This is a genomic window from Rhizobium sophoriradicis (assembly GCF_003939025.1).
Taxonomy (GTDB): Bacteria; Pseudomonadota; Alphaproteobacteria; order Rhizobiales; family Rhizobiaceae; genus Rhizobium; species Rhizobium sophoriradicis.
In genome coordinates this window covers 22944-37920 of the sequence record NZ_RQIH01000019.1, presented here as the reverse complement: position 1 = coordinate 37920, position 14977 = coordinate 22944, and the positions used below count along the sequence as shown (strand labels likewise).

At 62.3% G+C, this 14977-nt stretch carries 15 protein-coding genes; 12 read left to right on the top strand and 3 right to left on the bottom strand.

Translation table 11 applies throughout. From position 1 onward, the window contains the following. The first annotated feature begins 41 nt into the window (after positions 1–41). Positions 42–230, top strand: coding sequence for a hypothetical protein (locus EFR00_RS27225; protein ID WP_077988912.1), 189 nt, complete (start codon positions 42–44; stop codon positions 228–230). A 188-nt stretch (positions 231–418) separates the two neighbouring features. Here the strand turns inward: EFR00_RS27225 and EFR00_RS27220 are convergent, their stop codons facing one another. After that, the gene (locus EFR00_RS27220; RefSeq protein WP_009990789.1) at positions 419–769 is read right to left on the bottom strand and encodes a hypothetical protein; all 351 of its coding nucleotides are present in this window, start codon (positions 767–769) and stop codon (positions 419–421) included. Positions 770–863: 94 nt separating this feature from the next. Here EFR00_RS27220 and EFR00_RS27215 point away from each other — a divergent pair, with 94 nt between their 5' ends. Both EFR00_RS27215 and EFR00_RS27210 read left to right on the top strand, forming a co-directional pair. Then, a complete protein-coding gene (locus tag EFR00_RS27215) occupies positions 864–1253 on the top strand; it encodes a VOC family protein (protein ID WP_040142327.1) in 390 nt (129 codons plus the stop codon). Positions 1254–1418: 165 nt separating this feature from the next. Beyond that, positions 1419–2558, top strand: coding sequence for an ROK family transcriptional regulator (locus tag EFR00_RS27210; RefSeq protein WP_077988913.1), 1140 nt, complete (start codon positions 1419–1421; stop codon positions 2556–2558). Here the strand turns inward: EFR00_RS27210 and EFR00_RS27205 are convergent. Next, the gene (locus EFR00_RS27205; protein WP_077988914.1) at positions 2555–3601 is read right to left on the bottom strand and encodes a Gfo/Idh/MocA family protein; all 1047 of its coding nucleotides are present in this window, start codon (positions 3599–3601) and stop codon (positions 2555–2557) included. The two genes, EFR00_RS27210 and EFR00_RS27205, sit on opposite strands and share 4 nt — an antisense overlap. Positions 3602–3952: 351 nt before the next feature. Between EFR00_RS27205 and EFR00_RS27200 the strand changes: the two genes are divergently transcribed. The 9 genes from EFR00_RS27200 (at position 3953) to repC (ending at position 14491) form a co-directional block, all read left to right on the top strand. After that, positions 3953–5251, top strand: a complete 1299-nt coding sequence (locus tag EFR00_RS27200; RefSeq protein ID WP_077988915.1) for an extracellular solute-binding protein — start codon at positions 3953–3955, stop codon at positions 5249–5251. A gap of 237 nt (positions 5252–5488) precedes the next feature. Further along, positions 5489–6418 (top strand): carbohydrate ABC transporter permease, encoded by a 930-nt coding sequence (locus tag EFR00_RS27195; RefSeq protein ID WP_040112497.1) that lies wholly within the window; start codon positions 5489–5491, stop codon positions 6416–6418. Continuing rightward, positions 6415–7257 carry a carbohydrate ABC transporter permease gene (locus tag EFR00_RS27190; protein WP_040112498.1) on the top strand — a complete coding sequence of 281 codons (843 nt, stop codon included), beginning with the start codon at positions 6415–6417 and terminating at the stop codon, positions 7255–7257. Before EFR00_RS27195 ends, EFR00_RS27190 begins: the two co-directional genes overlap by 4 nt. 43 nt (positions 7258–7300) lie before the next feature. Continuing rightward, positions 7301–8539: an ROK family transcriptional regulator gene (locus tag EFR00_RS27185; RefSeq protein ID WP_077988916.1), complete on the top strand. Its 1239-nt coding sequence runs from the start codon at positions 7301–7303 to the stop codon at positions 8537–8539. A 29-nt stretch (positions 8540–8568) separates the two neighbouring features. Next, on the top strand, positions 8569–9423 hold the full coding sequence (locus EFR00_RS27180; RefSeq protein ID WP_077988917.1) for a sugar phosphate isomerase/epimerase family protein: 855 nt from the start codon (positions 8569–8571) through the stop codon (positions 9421–9423). 22 nt (positions 9424–9445) lie between these two features. Next, positions 9446–10507, top strand: a complete 1062-nt coding sequence (locus tag EFR00_RS27175) for an ABC transporter ATP-binding protein (protein WP_077988918.1) — start codon at positions 9446–9448, stop codon at positions 10505–10507. 237 nt (positions 10508–10744) lie between these two features. Next, positions 10745–11953, top strand: coding sequence for a plasmid partitioning protein RepA (gene repA / locus EFR00_RS27170; protein WP_077988919.1), 1209 nt, complete (start codon positions 10745–10747; stop codon positions 11951–11953). A gap of 68 nt (positions 11954–12021) precedes the next feature. Further along, complete coding sequence (repB, locus tag EFR00_RS27165) at positions 12022–12993, top strand: plasmid partitioning protein RepB (RefSeq protein ID WP_077988920.1); 972 nt, start codon at positions 12022–12024, stop codon at positions 12991–12993. 214 nt (positions 12994–13207) lie between these two features. Continuing rightward, positions 13208–14491 (top strand): plasmid replication protein RepC, encoded by a 1284-nt coding sequence (repC, locus tag EFR00_RS27160; RefSeq protein WP_077988921.1) that lies wholly within the window; start codon positions 13208–13210, stop codon positions 14489–14491. Here repC and EFR00_RS27155 read toward each other — a convergent pair. Next, entirely contained in the window at positions 14484–14954 is a 471-nt protein-coding gene (locus tag EFR00_RS27155) for a ProQ/FINO family protein (protein ID WP_009995655.1), read from the bottom strand. The two genes, repC and EFR00_RS27155, sit on opposite strands and share 8 nt — an antisense overlap. Positions 14955–14977 lie beyond the last annotated feature (23 nt).

The following is a 14977-nucleotide window of genomic DNA, read 5'->3' as shown; positions in this document are numbered from 1 at the left end:
TGACGACGCCGGCTCTCGGCTGGCGATGAGGAGGGGTAGGGATGTTGCAGATTCGCAAATCATTGGCAGCCGTCGCAGCCGTCATCGCGGTTGCCGTCTCGTTGCCCTCCTGCACGACCAGCTCAACCGACTCGGTGCAAACCGGCTCGGTCGGATATGGCAGCGTCGACTATGGCCTCAGACCTGCCTGCCGCGACGGCTTTGGCAACGATCGTCCCTGCAGCTACTAGAAGCAAACGCTGCTCGAAAGAGCGCGCCAGGACCAATCACGGAAGTCGCAAAAATTCCGGGCGCAATCCGGGTTGAGTTGACATTCAATCCGTGGACTATCTGCCAAGCCCGGCTTGCCGGGGTCTTTTGTTCCTAATCGGTCGCCGCCATCTCGGTAAACCTTTGGCCAACTGGCATTCGCAATGTCTCACTCCCCGTGGATGCCAATTCCGATGGCGGCGGTCATGAGAAACACGCAGGATCCGACGACAACGCCCGCGAAGACCCCTGCAGCCAATCCCGTCCTCTTCGCCACAAGAACAGTAGCAGCAGGAGGCCCCACCAGGAGAAGGAGCGCTTGCACGACGCCGAAAGCGCTATACTGGACAACTTCGGCAACCCCCTGGAGCGTAATGATCCACAAGAACATCCCGCCGAAGACAACTGAGGCAGCGCAGGCAGCCAAGATCCAGCCGTAGCGTCTGGCCACATAAGCAAACTCCCAGAGAGCGGGCGGCAATGCGAGTATCCAGGGAATAAAATCAGTCAGCGAGCGCATCCGCGAACCTCCACACCGAAATGTTTCAAGCCTGGGAAGCTTGCCAGTTAAAGTCGTGACACTAGAACACCGCCGACAAAACGGAGGCAATCAGTTGCAGTTGAGATTGGAGCTATTTGTCGAAGCGCCTGAAAAATCGCTCGACTTCTACCGGCGGGTTCTTGGCTTTGCTGTCCAGGGTTCAGCAAGCACAGAATATGCCATGCTCAGAAACGGCGACGCTGTGATCGCGATCAATTCGCGAAGCGCTCTTTCTAGCGATCATCCCCTGCGAATCCAAACCGACGAGAGAGCTGGCCTCGGCATCGAGATCATCCTGAGCGTTGGTGACATTGAGGATACCTATCGCACAGCAGAAGAGAGTGGCTGGCCGCTTTCCGATCTTGTGCAACAGCCTTGGGGGCTCCGCGACTTTCGGCTCATTGATCCTGACGGCTATGATGTCAGGGTGACCAGCTCGCATACGGGCTGTAGGAGAACGTGAGCCTTCACCTCCATGCTCTGGACTTCGCCAGCGCGCTGCCACACCCGATGACACTGGATTGGCTTCGAGCAAGTGAACCTGTTGGTCATCCCGACCGATCAGAAAACTGTTACGAACGCCCACAAGCGTGATACACACCGCAATAGTGCTCTAGGAAAGACGGTCATGCGGCATCTTCGGTCAGGGCCGCGTCGGCTTCACACCCAGGAGCTGGGCGGTCCGCGCGCCAAAACGGTGGGTCTGAGGTCGGGCGAGATCGCCGACCGGAATATTCGCGTCATCCTGGAAGCGATCCGCCGGCATGGGCCGCTGACGCGCACCGAGCTGGGGCGACATAGCGGGCTGACCGGGCCGGGCATCACCAATATTCTGCGGCGGCTGGCGGAGGAGAAGCTCGTCACCTCGAACCGCCGCATCGGGCTTGGCGGCGGCGCGACGGCGACGGAATTTGCGCTGCGGCCGGAAGGCGCCTTTTCTGTCGGGCTCAAGCTTCGCAAGCGGCGCGGCGAGATGGTGCTCGTCGATCTGAGCGGCCAGGTGCATGAGCGGGCTTATTTTGATGTGGACCCGGCGGACAAGGTCAGGCTGGTGCAAGCAGCCGTCCGCGACATGGTCGATCGGCATGCCGGTCTGCCGGTCATCGGGCTCGGCATCGCCGCCAACGAGTGGACGGAGGATGAGAGCGACGCGATCGCCACGATGGCGACGATCGCGCGGCCCTATGTCGAGAACGAATGCACAGCCGGCCTTCTTGCCGAGCGCACGATCGGCAGTGCCCTGCCGGAGGGCGGGCTCGCGATGATCATCATCGACGACGACGTGCAGGCGGGCTTCCTCATCCGCGGCGTCCCCTATTCCGGCGTGCACGGGCGGGCGGGCAGTATCGGCGAAATGCTGACCGGGCCGGACAATGTCCAGCTCAATGACGTCGTCGGCTTCAGCTCCCTGCGCGCGCGCATCGGCGACGATGACTTCGCCCGGCTGCTGAAGGGCGAGGAATTCTCCTGTCCCTTGCTGTCGCAATGGATCCGCGAGGCCGCGGGCCATCTGCTCGATCCGATCATCGCCATGGCCGGTTTCCTCGCCCCGAGCACCGTCATGATCGGCGGAGATCTGCCGCAGGGCGTGATCCAAGCGCTGATCCACCAGCTTTCGATCGAGCGGCGCGATACGTCGACGCGCCCGATCATCACGCCGTGGATTTCACCGATGCGGCCGGCAAGCTTCAGCGGGGGCGGCGTGGCGCTGGGTGCGGCGCTACTGCCCTTCCTCAACACGCTGCTGTTGCCGCCGGCTTCGGCCTAAGTGAGCGCCTCGTCTTTGTGGCTGAGGTCTGAGGCCAGCGCCTTGTCGAGCACCTTCTGGATGTTGGCGGCGCGGCGGAAGGACGGCTCCTGGGTCTTGCCCGCCCGCACCGCCTGAACGAAACGCTGATAATTGGTCTCGACGGGATCGAAGGGCACGTCGCGCCAGGTGGCGGTGTGCACGTCCTCGCCGATGCAGGCGCGCAGCGTCGAATTGCCGGTGTCGTAGATCATCTCGACCGAGCCGGTTTCGCCATAGACCCTGAGGCGCAGCTGATCCATCTGGCCGGCGGCGGTGCGCGTCGCCTGGATCGTGCCGATCGCGCCATTGGTGAAGTCGACATTCATCGTGAAGCTGTCATTGGCGTCGAGATCGTATTCGCCGATCCTGTGATCCGGCGCCTTGTCGAAGGTTTTCAACCGCGCGAACACGTGGGCGACCTCGAGGCCGGAGCCGTAGGAGGCGAAATCAACGATGTGGATGCCGATATCGCCGAGCGCGCCGTTCGAGCCGTGCTTCCGGCTCAGCCGCCAGAGCCATTTGCTTTCGCTCTTCCAGTCGCCCCAGTGGCGGCCGACCAGCCAGCTTTGCAGATGCGACGCCTCGACATGGCGCACCGCGCCGATCTCGCCGGCCAGCACCATCTGCCGTCCCTTCTGCAGCGCCGGCGAATTGCGATAGGTGAGGTTGACCATGCCGACCTTGCCCACCCGCTCGATCGCCTCGGTCATCTCCATGGCCTTGACAGCATCGGTGGCGAGCGGCTTTTCGCAGAAGACATGCTTGCCGGCGGCAATCGCTTGCAGCGTCGTCGGGTGGTGGATGCTGTCGGGCGTGACATTGGCAACCGCATCGAACTCGCCCCAGGCAAGCGCATCCTCGAGCGAGAGGAAATGATTGGCGATGCCGTGTTCAGTGCAGAAGGCCGCGAGCCGCTCCGGAACGACATCGACGCCGCCGACGACGCTGACGCCTTCGATCGCCTTGAAACGTGCGGCGTGCTGGTTGGCCATGCCGCCGGTGCCGAGAATGAGTAAACGCATCTTCTCCTCCACAGAGTTGGATTTCCGGCAGCCGCCGGGCAAAAACCACCGCTTGCGGTCACGGCCATCCGCGATCGCTCGGGCTCTTCCTCGGGAAAATTGCGGGCGGCTGCGCCGCGCGTCTAGGAGAGACGCACGAACGTGCCGGACCGGCGCAGCCCTCGCGAAGTCGACTCGATTTTCGCCGGCGGCGCGCTAGCTGGTGTTGAATGTCGCCAGCATCTCGATCCTCCCAAAGCTCTGGCTTGACATCAAATCAAAGTAACTTAATCTAATTAATGCAGCACGGAAATGAGGAGAGGTCAACTGACCGCCAGGCTGTAATCGTTCAAAATGGGGAGGAGACCCATCATGAAGAGCGCGACCGTCAGCGCATTGACGCTGAGCACTATCTTATTTTCAGCATCCGCCATTTTTGCCCAGGAACTTGCCACCAAAGACCGGATCGGCCTTGCCGATGCCGCCAAAACCCTCGTCGTCCGCCTGACCAACGATAGCCCGAACAACTCCGACCCCGCCATTGCAGAGGGCTATCAGAAGCTGTTCGTCGAATTCATCAAGAAGCATCCCGAGTGGAAACTGCAGATGCAGTTCATGTCCTCCGACATCGGCACCGAGCAGGCCAAGATGCTGGAGCAGGCCAAGGCCGGCAATGCGCCGGATTGCGCCGCCGTCGACTCCTTTGTGCTGTCGCAGTTCATGGTCAACAAGGTGCTGGCCGATTTCACGCCCTACTTCTCGAAGGAAGAAGTGGACGATCTCTTCCCCTTCATCCGCGCCGGCATCACCGACAAGGACCAGACGGTGCGCGCCTGGTGGTGGGATACGGACCTTCGCGTGCTCTACCGCAACAAGTCTGTCGTAGCAGATGCGCCTGAGACCTGGGACGACCTGAAGAAGGCCGCCCTTGCCTCCACCAAGGAAGGCATGGAAGGCGTTCTCTTCAATGGCGGACGCTGGGAAGGCACGACCTTCGACTGGCTGGCCAATTACTGGGCGCTCGGCGGCAAACTCGTCGACGACAGCGGCAAGCCGGTGTTCGGCGAAGGCGAGAACAAGGAGAAATTCCTGAAGGCGCTGAACTACTTCAAGGATCTCGTCGATTCCGGCGCGGCCCCCAAGCGCGTCAGCACCATCGCCAATTACGACGACATGAACGCGGCGGCCGCAGCCGGCACGACCGCCCTCTTCATCGGCGGCAACTGGCAATATGCGCAGCTGAAGACGACGCTCGAGGAAGACGAGTTCACCAACTGGACCTTCTCGCCGATCCCCGGCCCGACCGCCGATCAGCGCTCGACCGGCACCGGCGGCTGGACGATCGCCTCCTTCAGCAAGGACAAGGAGAAGATCGAGATGTGCGCCAATCTGGCGCGCGAGGTCTATATGGGACCGGCCAACGCCCTGCAGCAGCAGCTGCCGACGCGCAAATCGCTGTTCGACAAATATGAGGTCTTCTCCACCGAAGCCAACAAGACCTTCGCCCAGGCTCTGGTCAACGGCCAGGCCCGCCCCGGCGTGCCGATCTATCCTGAAATATCCAACCAGATCCAGATCATGATGGGCGACGTGCTCTCGGGCACGAAGAAACCGGAAGAAGCTCTGGATGCCGCCTTCAGCGCGGCGATGGAGGCTTACAAGCGGCTGTGATGCTGCGGCGTCGCTAGCCAGCCCCTCATCCGGCTGCCGCCACCTTCTCCCCGCCTGCGGGGAGAAGGGAACACGCCGCAAGCTCCCCATTTCCATCTACCTCTCGCAGGGCACGTCCCCTCTCCCCGCGAGCGGGGAGAGGGTTAGGGTGAGGGGCAGCTACTCCAACGCTTCAGACAGCGGCGGCGCCTGGCCTTGAGGCGCCGTCGACAGTGCCAAACCCGGACAGAGAAGCCAATGAGCCCCATTGCCATCGAGGCCGACGGCCCGCCTCAAAGCAGAACGTTCATGCGCCGGTTCGCCGGCGCGCCCCTGCCCTGGATCATGCCCGTGATCATCGTCATCGGCATATTCTATCTCTACCCCGTCATCGATGTTTTCCGGCTTTCCTTCACAAACGCGACGCTGATCGGCGACAATCAGGACTATACGCTGGGCTCGATCACCAATGCGCTGAGCTCGCCGCAGCTGCCCGACATCTTATGGGCGACGCTGATCTTCGTCGGCGGCAGCGTCATCGGCCAGCAGATCCTCGGTCTTGCCGTCGCCGTCACCGTCATCCGCGGCGAGAAGCGCGGCCTGTTCGGCACGACGATCCTGAGAACGACGGCGCTCGTCGCCTGGGTCGTGCCCGGCATTGCCGGCGGCATCATCTGGCAGATGCTGTTTTCCGAAGCGCCCTACGGCGCGCTGAACAGCATTCTGAGGCTGATGCACATGCCGACCGTTGCCTGGCTTTCGGATCCCGCAATCGCGCCATGGTCGACGCTGATCTCCAACATCTGGCGCGGCACCGCCTTTTCCATGGTCGTCATGTATGCGGCGCTGAAGGCGATCGATCCATCGCTCTATGAAGCGGCCGAAGTCGACGGCGCCACCGCTTCGCAGCAGTTCTTCTTCGTCACGCTTCCGCAGCTGCGCGCCGCCATCCTCGTCAACATGATCCTCATCACCATCCAGACGGTGAACACCTTCGATGCGATCATCACGCTGACCGGCGGCGGCCCCGGGCGCGCGACCGAGGTGATCTCGCTCTATGTCTTCAACATCGTCTTCCGGAACTACGATCTCTCCGGCGGCAGCGTGCTCTCCGTGCTGATGCTGATCATCAGCCTCGGGCTCGCCTTCATCTATGCCTCGTTCCTGCCGAAGGAGGAAGAGCAATGAGCCAGCGCACCGGAACCCGGCTCGGCGATGCCATGAGTTATCTCTTCATGCTGGCGATGTTCATCTTTTTCGCCGGCCCCCTCACCTATCTCCTGTCGATGGCGATGCGCGACAAGCGCGAGATCTATCGCGGCGCGGCGCGTTATATTCCCAACAATCCGACCATCGACAATTTCATCACCGTTCTCAACAACAGCTATTTCCCGATCTATCTCTGGAACGGCCTCAAGCTCGCGGCCTTGAGCGGCTTCGGCGTGCTGATCGTGGCGCTGCCCGCGGCCTACGCCTTTTCCCGCTTCAATTTCCGCGGCAAGGGCCTGTCGATGATGGGCCTCCTGCTTTTCCAGATGATCTCGCCGCTCGTCATCATGGTGCCGCTCTACCGCTACATGAACCGGCTCGGAATGCTCGATACGCATTTTGCCGTCGTCATGGTCTATATCGCGCTCGGCGTACCACTCGCGACCTGGCTCTTGAAGAGCACGGTCGACGGCATTCCGCGCAGCCTCGACGAGGCGGCGATGATCGACGGCTGCAACCGCTTCTCGGTCTTCTGGCGGATCATTCTGCCGCTGTCGGCGCCGGGCATCGCCTCAGTCTTCATCATCACGGTCATTGCCGGCTGGTCGCAATTCCTGGTGCCTTTCCTGCTGCTCACCAAAAATGACCTGATGCCGATCGGTGTGGGAATCTTTAACTTCCGCGGCATGCAGACCGACTCGTCCATCCAGCTGCTTGCCGCCGCCTGCCTGATCTCGGTCGTTCCGGCGATCGTGGCCTTCCTGTCGCTGCAGAGGCTGATCCTCGGCGCGATGACCAGCGGCGCGGTGAAGGGATGAAACGGTCTGATTCATTCTTGACGCGTGAGGAAGGATCGAACGCATGAACCAGACGCTCGGCGCCAAGCTCTCCTCGGATCTGACGGGAGCCAATGTCGAAGATGCCGGCGAGCACAACCGAGCCGTCGTCCTGCGCTGCATCCACCGCCAGGCGCCGATCTCGCGGGCCGAAATCGCCAGGCGCACCGGTTTCACCAAACCGGCCATCGCCCGCATCGTCGATCGGCTGCTCAACGAGGGCCTGATCATGGAAGCCCGCCGCCGCCATGGGCTGCGCGGCCAGCCGGCAATCGAGCTGGAGATCAACCCGGATGCCTCATACGCCATCGGCATCAATATCGACCGCGATCATCTGACGATCCTCGCCGTCGATGCCGTCGGCAATGTCCGCGCCCGCGTGCATCACGAAAAGCGCTTCATCCTGCCTGGTGAATTCATGCAGCTGACATCGGATGCGATCTCGCATTTTCAGCGCAGCCGGCTGATCGACGATGCGCGCCTTTGCGGCATCGGGCTGGCGGTGCCGGATTGGCTCGGCGAAATCTCGTTGCTCGGCAAGCCGGATGCCTATCAGGAATGGACGGAATTCGATGTGCGCACCGCACTCGAGAACCTGACACAGCATCCCGTCTTCATCGAAAACGAGGCCAATGCGGCAGCCCTTGCCGAGCTCGATTACGGCCTCGGCGCCGAAAGCAGCAGCTTCTTCTATGTCGCCGTCAATGCCTGCCCGGGCGGCGGCCTGGTGCTCGACGGCAACGGCCATCGCGGCGCCATGGGCCTCAGCGGCGAGATCGGCTGGCTGCCGATCGCCGACGGCCGCGACGGCAAAAGCCAGAAGGTCCAGCTTCTCGGCGAGATCTTCTCGCTGTTCTTCCTCTATGATTTCCTGGCCAAACACGGCATCGAAGTGAGCGTTCCCCAGGATCTGTTGACACTCGACGCGCATGGAAGGCGGCTCGTTTCGCAGTGGCTGAAGGAGATGAGCGCCCATCTGGCGGTCGCCGTCAAACATATCGCCATGATCGTCGATCCCGACGCCGTGCTCGTTGGAGGCAGGCTGCCGATCCGCATCGTCGATGAATTGCTGCGTTATGTGCACGAACATCTCGACGCCGGGGATACCAACCTGCCCTCGCTGCATCGCGCCTCGATCGGTGAGGACGCCTCGGCCATGGGCGCGGCCGCGATGCCGATGGCCGCCGCCCTGATGCTTGCATCGGCGGATGTGGCGCAACGCACGCGCTCGCCGCTGAAAAACATGGATCGGCTGAACAGTTGAGACGGCCGCTAGGCCCCCGGGAGGAATTGATGAAGATCGGCTTTTACACATCGACATTCAATGACCGCCCGCTGGAGGAAGTGGTGGATTTCGCCGCCTCGGCCGGTTTCGACGCCATCGAGATCGATGTCAGCGGCCATATCAAGACGCCGGACCGGGTGGCGGACGCCGTCGCGCTTGCGAGGCACCGCAACCTCTTCGTCTCCTCTGTCACCTATTTCGGCAATCAGCTCGATGCCGACCGCGACAAGCGCCGGGAGCTCAGGGGTAAGACGGTGGAATTCGCCCGGGCGATCGGCGAGACCGGCGTCCCGATCTTCGTGATCTTCCCGGGCCGGGACGACAGCGCGAGCGACGAGGCCAATTATGACGATTTCGCCGATTTTGCGAACGGACTGATCGAGGAGACGCGATCCTCCGGCCTGACCTTCGCGATCGAGAATTGGCCGGGGCCGAAAGACAATTTCATCGGCACGACTCCAAAGGGTTGGCAGGAGCTTTTCGCGAGAATCCCGGATCGCCGCTTCGGGCTGGAATTCGATCCCTCGCACCTCATCCGCATCGGCGTCGATCCCTATCGGGCGATGGAGGCAGTGAAGGATCGCATCGCCATCCTGCACGCCAAGGATACGGCGATCGACAAGGAGGCTCTGCAGGCGATCGGCTATCACGGCAGGGGCTGGTGGCAGTACAAGCTGCCGGGGATCGGCCTTCTCGACTGGCCGCGTTTCCTCAGCCAGGCCCGCGGCTACGGCTTCGACGGCACGCTTTCGATCGAGCACGAGGATGCCGCCTATGGCTGGCCGGGCAAGGATCTCTCCGCGCGCAAGGAGGGCGAGCGCCTCGGCCTCGATTATCTCAAAAATGTCTTGAACGGACTTTGACGGCGAATTCTGGAGGACTTTCATGGCCCATGTTTCGGTCAGCAATGCGCGCAAGGATTACGGCGCGTTCAAAGCCATCAAAGGCGTGTCGGTCGATATCGGCGACGGCGAGTTCGTCGTCCTCGTCGGCCCCTCCGGCTGCGGGAAATCGACGCTGCTCCGGATGATCGCCGGTCTCGAGGGCATCACCTCGGGCCAGATCCAGATTGGCAAGCACATCGTCAACGAGCTGGCGCCGAAGGATCGCGACATCGCCATGGTGTTCCAGAACTACGCGCTCTATCCGCATATGACGGTCGCCAAGAACATGGGCTTCTCGCTGCGGCTGAAGCGCATGCCGAGGTCGGAGATCGACCATCGGGTCGGCAACGCAGCCAAGATCCTCGGCCTCGAAAATCTCCTCGAGCGTTATCCGAAGCAATTGTCCGGCGGCCAGCGGCAGCGCGTCGCCATGGGCCGGGCGATCGTGCGCGATCCGGCCGTCTTCCTCTTCGACGAGCCCTTGTCGAACCTCGACGCCAAGCTGCGCGTGCAGATGCGCTCGGAGATCAAGGAACTGCATCAGCGGCTGCAGACGACGACGATCTACGTCACCCACGATCAGATCGAGGCCATGACCATGGCCGACAAGATCGTCGTCATGAAGGACGGGCTGATCGAGCAGTCCGGTTCGCCGCTCGAACTCTACGACCGGCCGAGCAATCTCTTCGTCGCCGGCTTCATCGGCTCGCCCGCGATGAATTTCATCGAGGGCAGCATGGGAGAAGACGGCTTCAAGACGGTGGATGGGCTGCTGCTGCCGAGCGAGCGCCGTCCGCTCGACGCGGTCATCTACGGCATTCGCCCCGAACATATCAGGCTCGACCCTGATGGCATTGAAGTAACGACGATCGTCGTCGAGCCGACGGGCTCGGAAACGCTGGTCCTCGTCCGGCTGGGAGGGCAGACGCTCACCTGCGTCTTCCGCGAGCGGATCAGGGCCGCTCCCGGTGACATATTGAAGATCGCGCCGATCCACGATGCCGTGCACCTCTTCGCTGCCGACGAGCAGCGGATCACCACAGGCGAAGCGCCATTGAGCTAAGCCCGCCGAATGCCCCTCCCCTTCGGCCGGGCGTCGCCGGGGGCGCGTTATCAGCGCCCCCGGCCCAGAACCCCGGTCATTCCAGATGCTGTGCAGCAGGTCCAAGTGCTTGAATGAGCGAGGAAAAGGTTAATATGCGTTAACCTTAAATTTCTTGGTCGGCACCGGAGAATCGCGGATAATAACGGTTAGAGGGGCTTTTGATCCCGAAAATCGTTATCCGAGAGATTGCCGCCGATGAACGCTAATTTGAACGCCTTAAAGGCCGTGCCGCTCTACTTCGAGGATCAGATTCTCGAACATGGCGACGTTATTTCGAAGAAGCTGCATCTGCTCAGCGTGCAGCGTTTTCCGCCCAATGCGAAGAAGACGCTGCGCAGCTTCTCGCTGGCGGAGGTCGCCAATTATGTCGGGGCGTCGCAGAGCACGCTGAAGAAACTGCATCTCGAAGGCAAAGGCCCCTGCCCGCAGACCTCGCCTTCCGGCCGCCGCTCCTACAACGCCGAGCAAATGTTGGAGCTCAGGCGCTACCTTGATGCGCATGGCCGCTCCGAGAGCCGCATGTATGTGCCCCATCGCCGCGGCCATGAGAAGCTGCAGGTCATCGCCGTCGTCAATTTCAAGGGCGGCTCGGGCAAGACGACGACATCCGCCCATCTCGCCCAGCATCTGGCGCTGACCGGTCACCGCGTGCTCGCCGTCGATCTCGATCCGCAAGCATCGCTCTCTTCCCTGCACGGCTTCCAGCCGGAATTCGACCAGGCCTCCTCGCTCTATGAGGCGATCCGCTACGATGGCGAGAAGAAGAAGCTTTCGGAAATCATCCACCAGACCAATTTTCCTGGCCTCGATATCGTGCCGGCCAATCTCGATCTGCAGGAATACGAGTACGACACCCCGCTCGCCATGGCCGACAAATCGAGCAATGACGGCAAGACCTTCTTCACCCGCATCTCGCGGGCGCTTGCCGAGGTCGACGACCGCTACGACGTCGTCGTCATCGATTGTCCACCGCAGCTCGGCTATCTCACGCTGACGGCGCTGACGGCTGCGACCAGCGTCTTGATCACCATCCATCCGCAAATGCTCGACGTCATGTCGATGGGCCAGTTCCTGCTCATGCTCGGCGGCATCCTGAAGCCGATCCGCGCGGCCGGTGCCGAGGTGAACCTCTCCTGGTACCGCTACCTCATCACCCGCTACGAGCCGACCGACGTGCCGCAGGCGCAAATGGTCGGCTTCATGTCGACCATGTTCCACGAATTCATGCTGAAGCATCAGATGGTTAAATCGACGGCGATCTCGGATGCCGGCATCACCAAGCAGACGCTTTACGAGGTCGAGCGCTCCTCGATGAACCGGGGAACCTATGATCGGGCGATCGAGGCGATGGACGCCGTCAATGCCGAGATCGCCGGCCTCATTCACCAGGCATGGGGGCGGTGATTTGTCGGCTGACAAATTCGCCATTTCCCTAAAGCAAATCAATGGAATGACTGCAATCGGAGGAAACGATGGCACGGAAAAATCTGCTTGAGGGGCTGACCGAGATGCCCGAGGGCGCGGGCGCGCCGAACTACCCGATGCGCGGGGCAGGCCGCTCGCTCGTCCGCTCGCTGGATGAGCTTGCCAAGCAGGCGGAAAAATTCCTCGAGGGTGAGGCGGTGGTCGATCTCGACCCCGAGCTCGTCGAGGCCTCCTTCGTCAAGGACCGGCTGTCGGAGGATGATGAGGCGTTCCGCGCGCTGGTCGAGGCGATCCGCGCGCGCGGGCAGGACACACCCATCCTGGTGCGCCCCCATAGCAAGATTGATGGCCATTATCAGGTGGTCTTCGGCCACCGGCGCCTGCGCGCCGCCCGCGAACTCGGCCGCAATGTCCGCGCCGTCGTCAAGGCGATCGACGACCGCACCCATGTCATGGCCCAGGGCCAGGAAAATTCGGCTCGCGCCGACCTCACCTTCATCGAGCGGGCGCTCTTCGCCAACCGGCTGGAGGAGCTCGGCTATGACAGGGAGGTGATTTCGACGGCGCTCGCCGCCAATGCGGCTTCGGTTTCGAAGATGATGTCGGTCATGGAGCGGCTGCCGCAAGAGGTCGTGCAGGCGATCGGCCCGGCGCCCGGCGTCGGCCGCGAACGCTGGGTGGAACTATCGCTGCTCGCCGGCAGATCGGCCAATGCGGCAAGTGTCGCCAAGGTCCTCGAAGAGGACAATTTTCATCAGTTACCTTCCGACAAACGTTTCGAAGCGCTCTATGCGGCGCTCAACAAAAGCGCGCGGCCGGTGAAGAAAACGGCAGCGGCAAGGAAGGTGACATGGCAGCCGCTGGACAAGGCGGTGCAGGCGGAAATGAAGAATGACGGCAAGGCGTTCTCGCTCTCGATGAAGGCGAGGAATGCCGGCCGCTTCGGGGAATTTCTCTCCACTAGGCTGGATGCGCTCTATGAGCAATTCCTCGCCGAGGAGGGCAAACAAGGAGACTGAAACCGCAAAAGAAAAAGGCCCCCTAACGAACGAGTCGTGGAAGCCCTTCTCACATCCTTAAGCAAGAAAGAGAATCGCATTTTCACGAATCCCCGTCAAGAGTCCTGAAGCGCTCGCCCGCGTCTTTTCAGATGCGGCAATGACGCTGCAGTGCCCTCAACCCTCGCATCGTTTCGGTGAGCGGATTTCTCTTGCCTGAATAGAGGTGAAGGAAATGGAGAGTGAATCTGTGACGACGCCCTTCGGGCGGCGGCCGATGTCGCTTGCCCTGCTGATGAAACAGCGGCGCGGCGAAGCGATCGCGGCCGGAACGACGCGCAACAAATGGAAGCTGTTCCGATCGGTCTGCGAGGCGCGGGCAGGGCTCGGCGTGACCGACCGGGCGCTCACCGTGCTGGATGCGCTGCTGAGCTTTTATCCCGAGGACGAGCTCTCCGGCGAAAAAGGACTGGTGGTCTTTCCCTCGAATACGCAGCTTTCGCTGCGGGCACGCGGCATGGCCGCCGCAACGCTGCGCCGGCATCTCGCCGTGCTCGTCGAGGCCGGCCTGATTTCCCGCAAGGACAGCCCGAACGGCAAGCGTTATGTCCGCCGAGGCAGGGCAGGCGGCATCGACGAGGCCTATGGCTTCAGCCTGGCGCCGCTTCTTGCCCGTGCGAGCGAGATCGAAGCGATGGCCGCCGGCCTCGCCGCCGACCGGCAGATGCTGCGGACGATGAAGGAGCGGCTGACGATCTGCCGGCGCGACATCGTCAAGCTCCTCGCCGCAGCCGTCGAGGAAGCCGTTCACGGCGACTGGGAGCGAATGTCTTCGCTGTTTCATGCACTGCTGCAGCGCATCCCGAAGGCGGCAACGCTCGAAAATCTGCCGCCGCTGCTCGAAGAGCTGGAGACGATCCGACTTAGCATGATCAACACGTTGGAATTGCACGAGAAAATGCAAATTGCGAGCACCAATGAATCCCAGAGTGAGCGCCACATACAGAATTCGAATCCCGAATCCCTATCTGAATCTGAACCGGGTTTGGGAACGCAGCAAGAGGCGAGGCGGGACGACCAGCCGAGGACTGGACCGGAAAACCATGACCAGGGCAGGCGAGGGGACGGCGGGCAGGGGATTCGGGCTGTGTCCCGGCCGGATGCCGGCAGATTGAAATCCTTTCCGCTCGGCACGGTGCTGCAGGCCTGCCCCGATATTGCCGATTACGGCCCAGGCGGGGCGATCGGCAGCTGGCGGGATCTCATGACGGCGGCGGTCATCGTGCGCACGATGCTGCGCGTCAGCCCGCCGGCCTATGAGGAAGCCTGTTCGGTGATGGGGCCGGAAAATGCCGCGACCGTCATGGCCTGCATCCTGCAAAGGGGAGGGTGCATCACCTCCGCCGGCGGCTATCTCAGGGATCTCACGCGCCGCGCCGGACGCGGCGAATTCGCGCTCGGTCCGATGCTGATGGCGCTCTTGCGGGCGAAAAATCCGCCAATCGCCGAGGTTAGCTGACGGTGCTCTTTCTGCCGCGCAGAAGGGCGGCGCGGATCTGTTCGTTCTTGCTGAGGACGGGAGGGGGAACCGGCGCCGGCTCGGGCGCCTCGGCCTTGGCGCTCTGCTTGAGGCTCAGGAAGCGCTTCTGCGCGACCAGCCGGTCTTCGGCCGACAAGGGTTCGACCGGTTCGCCGTCGATGTTGTGGCGCATGGAATCGGGCTGCGCGCTGGCGAAATAATAGCGCCGGCAATGGACATAGGCGGCGGTCGCGCGCCGGAGCGTCGTCACCCCGGCCTCGGGGTTCAAGAGCGGGCGCAGCTCGTTGAACAGGCCGACGGCGAAGGGAAGGACGGGATCGCCGGGCTTGGCCGGAAGCACGCCGACCGGCCGGATCAACATGCTGTTGATCGCGTTCGCCTTCTCCACATCGAGCTCGGTCGCCGCAATCGGCCCGCGGCTGATCTTCCAGGGTTTGTCCATGCATCCTCCATAACGGCCGACTA

Coding starts and splice junctions, on each gene's coding strand:
- EFR00_RS27225 (WP_077988912.1), top strand. CDS start 42: ATGTTGCAGATTCGCAAATCATTGGCAGCCGTCGCAGCCGTCATCGCG.
- EFR00_RS27220 (WP_009990789.1), bottom strand. CDS start 769: ATGCGCTCGCTGACTGATTTTATTCCCTGGATACTCGCATTGCCGCCC.
- EFR00_RS27210 (WP_077988913.1), top strand. CDS start 1,419: ATGCGGCATCTTCGGTCAGGGCCGCGTCGGCTTCACACCCAGGAGCTG.
- EFR00_RS27205 (WP_077988914.1), bottom strand. CDS start 3,601: ATGCGTTTACTCATTCTCGGCACCGGCGGCATGGCCAACCAGCACGCC.
- EFR00_RS27200 (WP_077988915.1), top strand. CDS start 3,953: ATGAAGAGCGCGACCGTCAGCGCATTGACGCTGAGCACTATCTTATTT.
- EFR00_RS27195 (WP_040112497.1), top strand. CDS start 5,489: ATGAGCCCCATTGCCATCGAGGCCGACGGCCCGCCTCAAAGCAGAACG.
- EFR00_RS27190 (WP_040112498.1), top strand. CDS start 6,415: ATGAGCCAGCGCACCGGAACCCGGCTCGGCGATGCCATGAGTTATCTC.
- EFR00_RS27185 (WP_077988916.1), top strand. CDS start 7,301: ATGAACCAGACGCTCGGCGCCAAGCTCTCCTCGGATCTGACGGGAGCC.
- EFR00_RS27180 (WP_077988917.1), top strand. CDS start 8,569: ATGAAGATCGGCTTTTACACATCGACATTCAATGACCGCCCGCTGGAG.
- EFR00_RS27175 (WP_077988918.1), top strand. CDS start 9,446: ATGGCCCATGTTTCGGTCAGCAATGCGCGCAAGGATTACGGCGCGTTC.
- repA (WP_077988919.1), top strand. CDS start 10,745: ATGAACGCTAATTTGAACGCCTTAAAGGCCGTGCCGCTCTACTTCGAG.
- repB (WP_077988920.1), top strand. CDS start 12,022: ATGGCACGGAAAAATCTGCTTGAGGGGCTGACCGAGATGCCCGAGGGC.
- repC (WP_077988921.1), top strand. CDS start 13,208: ATGGAGAGTGAATCTGTGACGACGCCCTTCGGGCGGCGGCCGATGTCG.
- EFR00_RS27155 (WP_009995655.1), bottom strand. CDS start 14,954: ATGGACAAACCCTGGAAGATCAGCCGCGGGCCGATTGCGGCGACCGAG.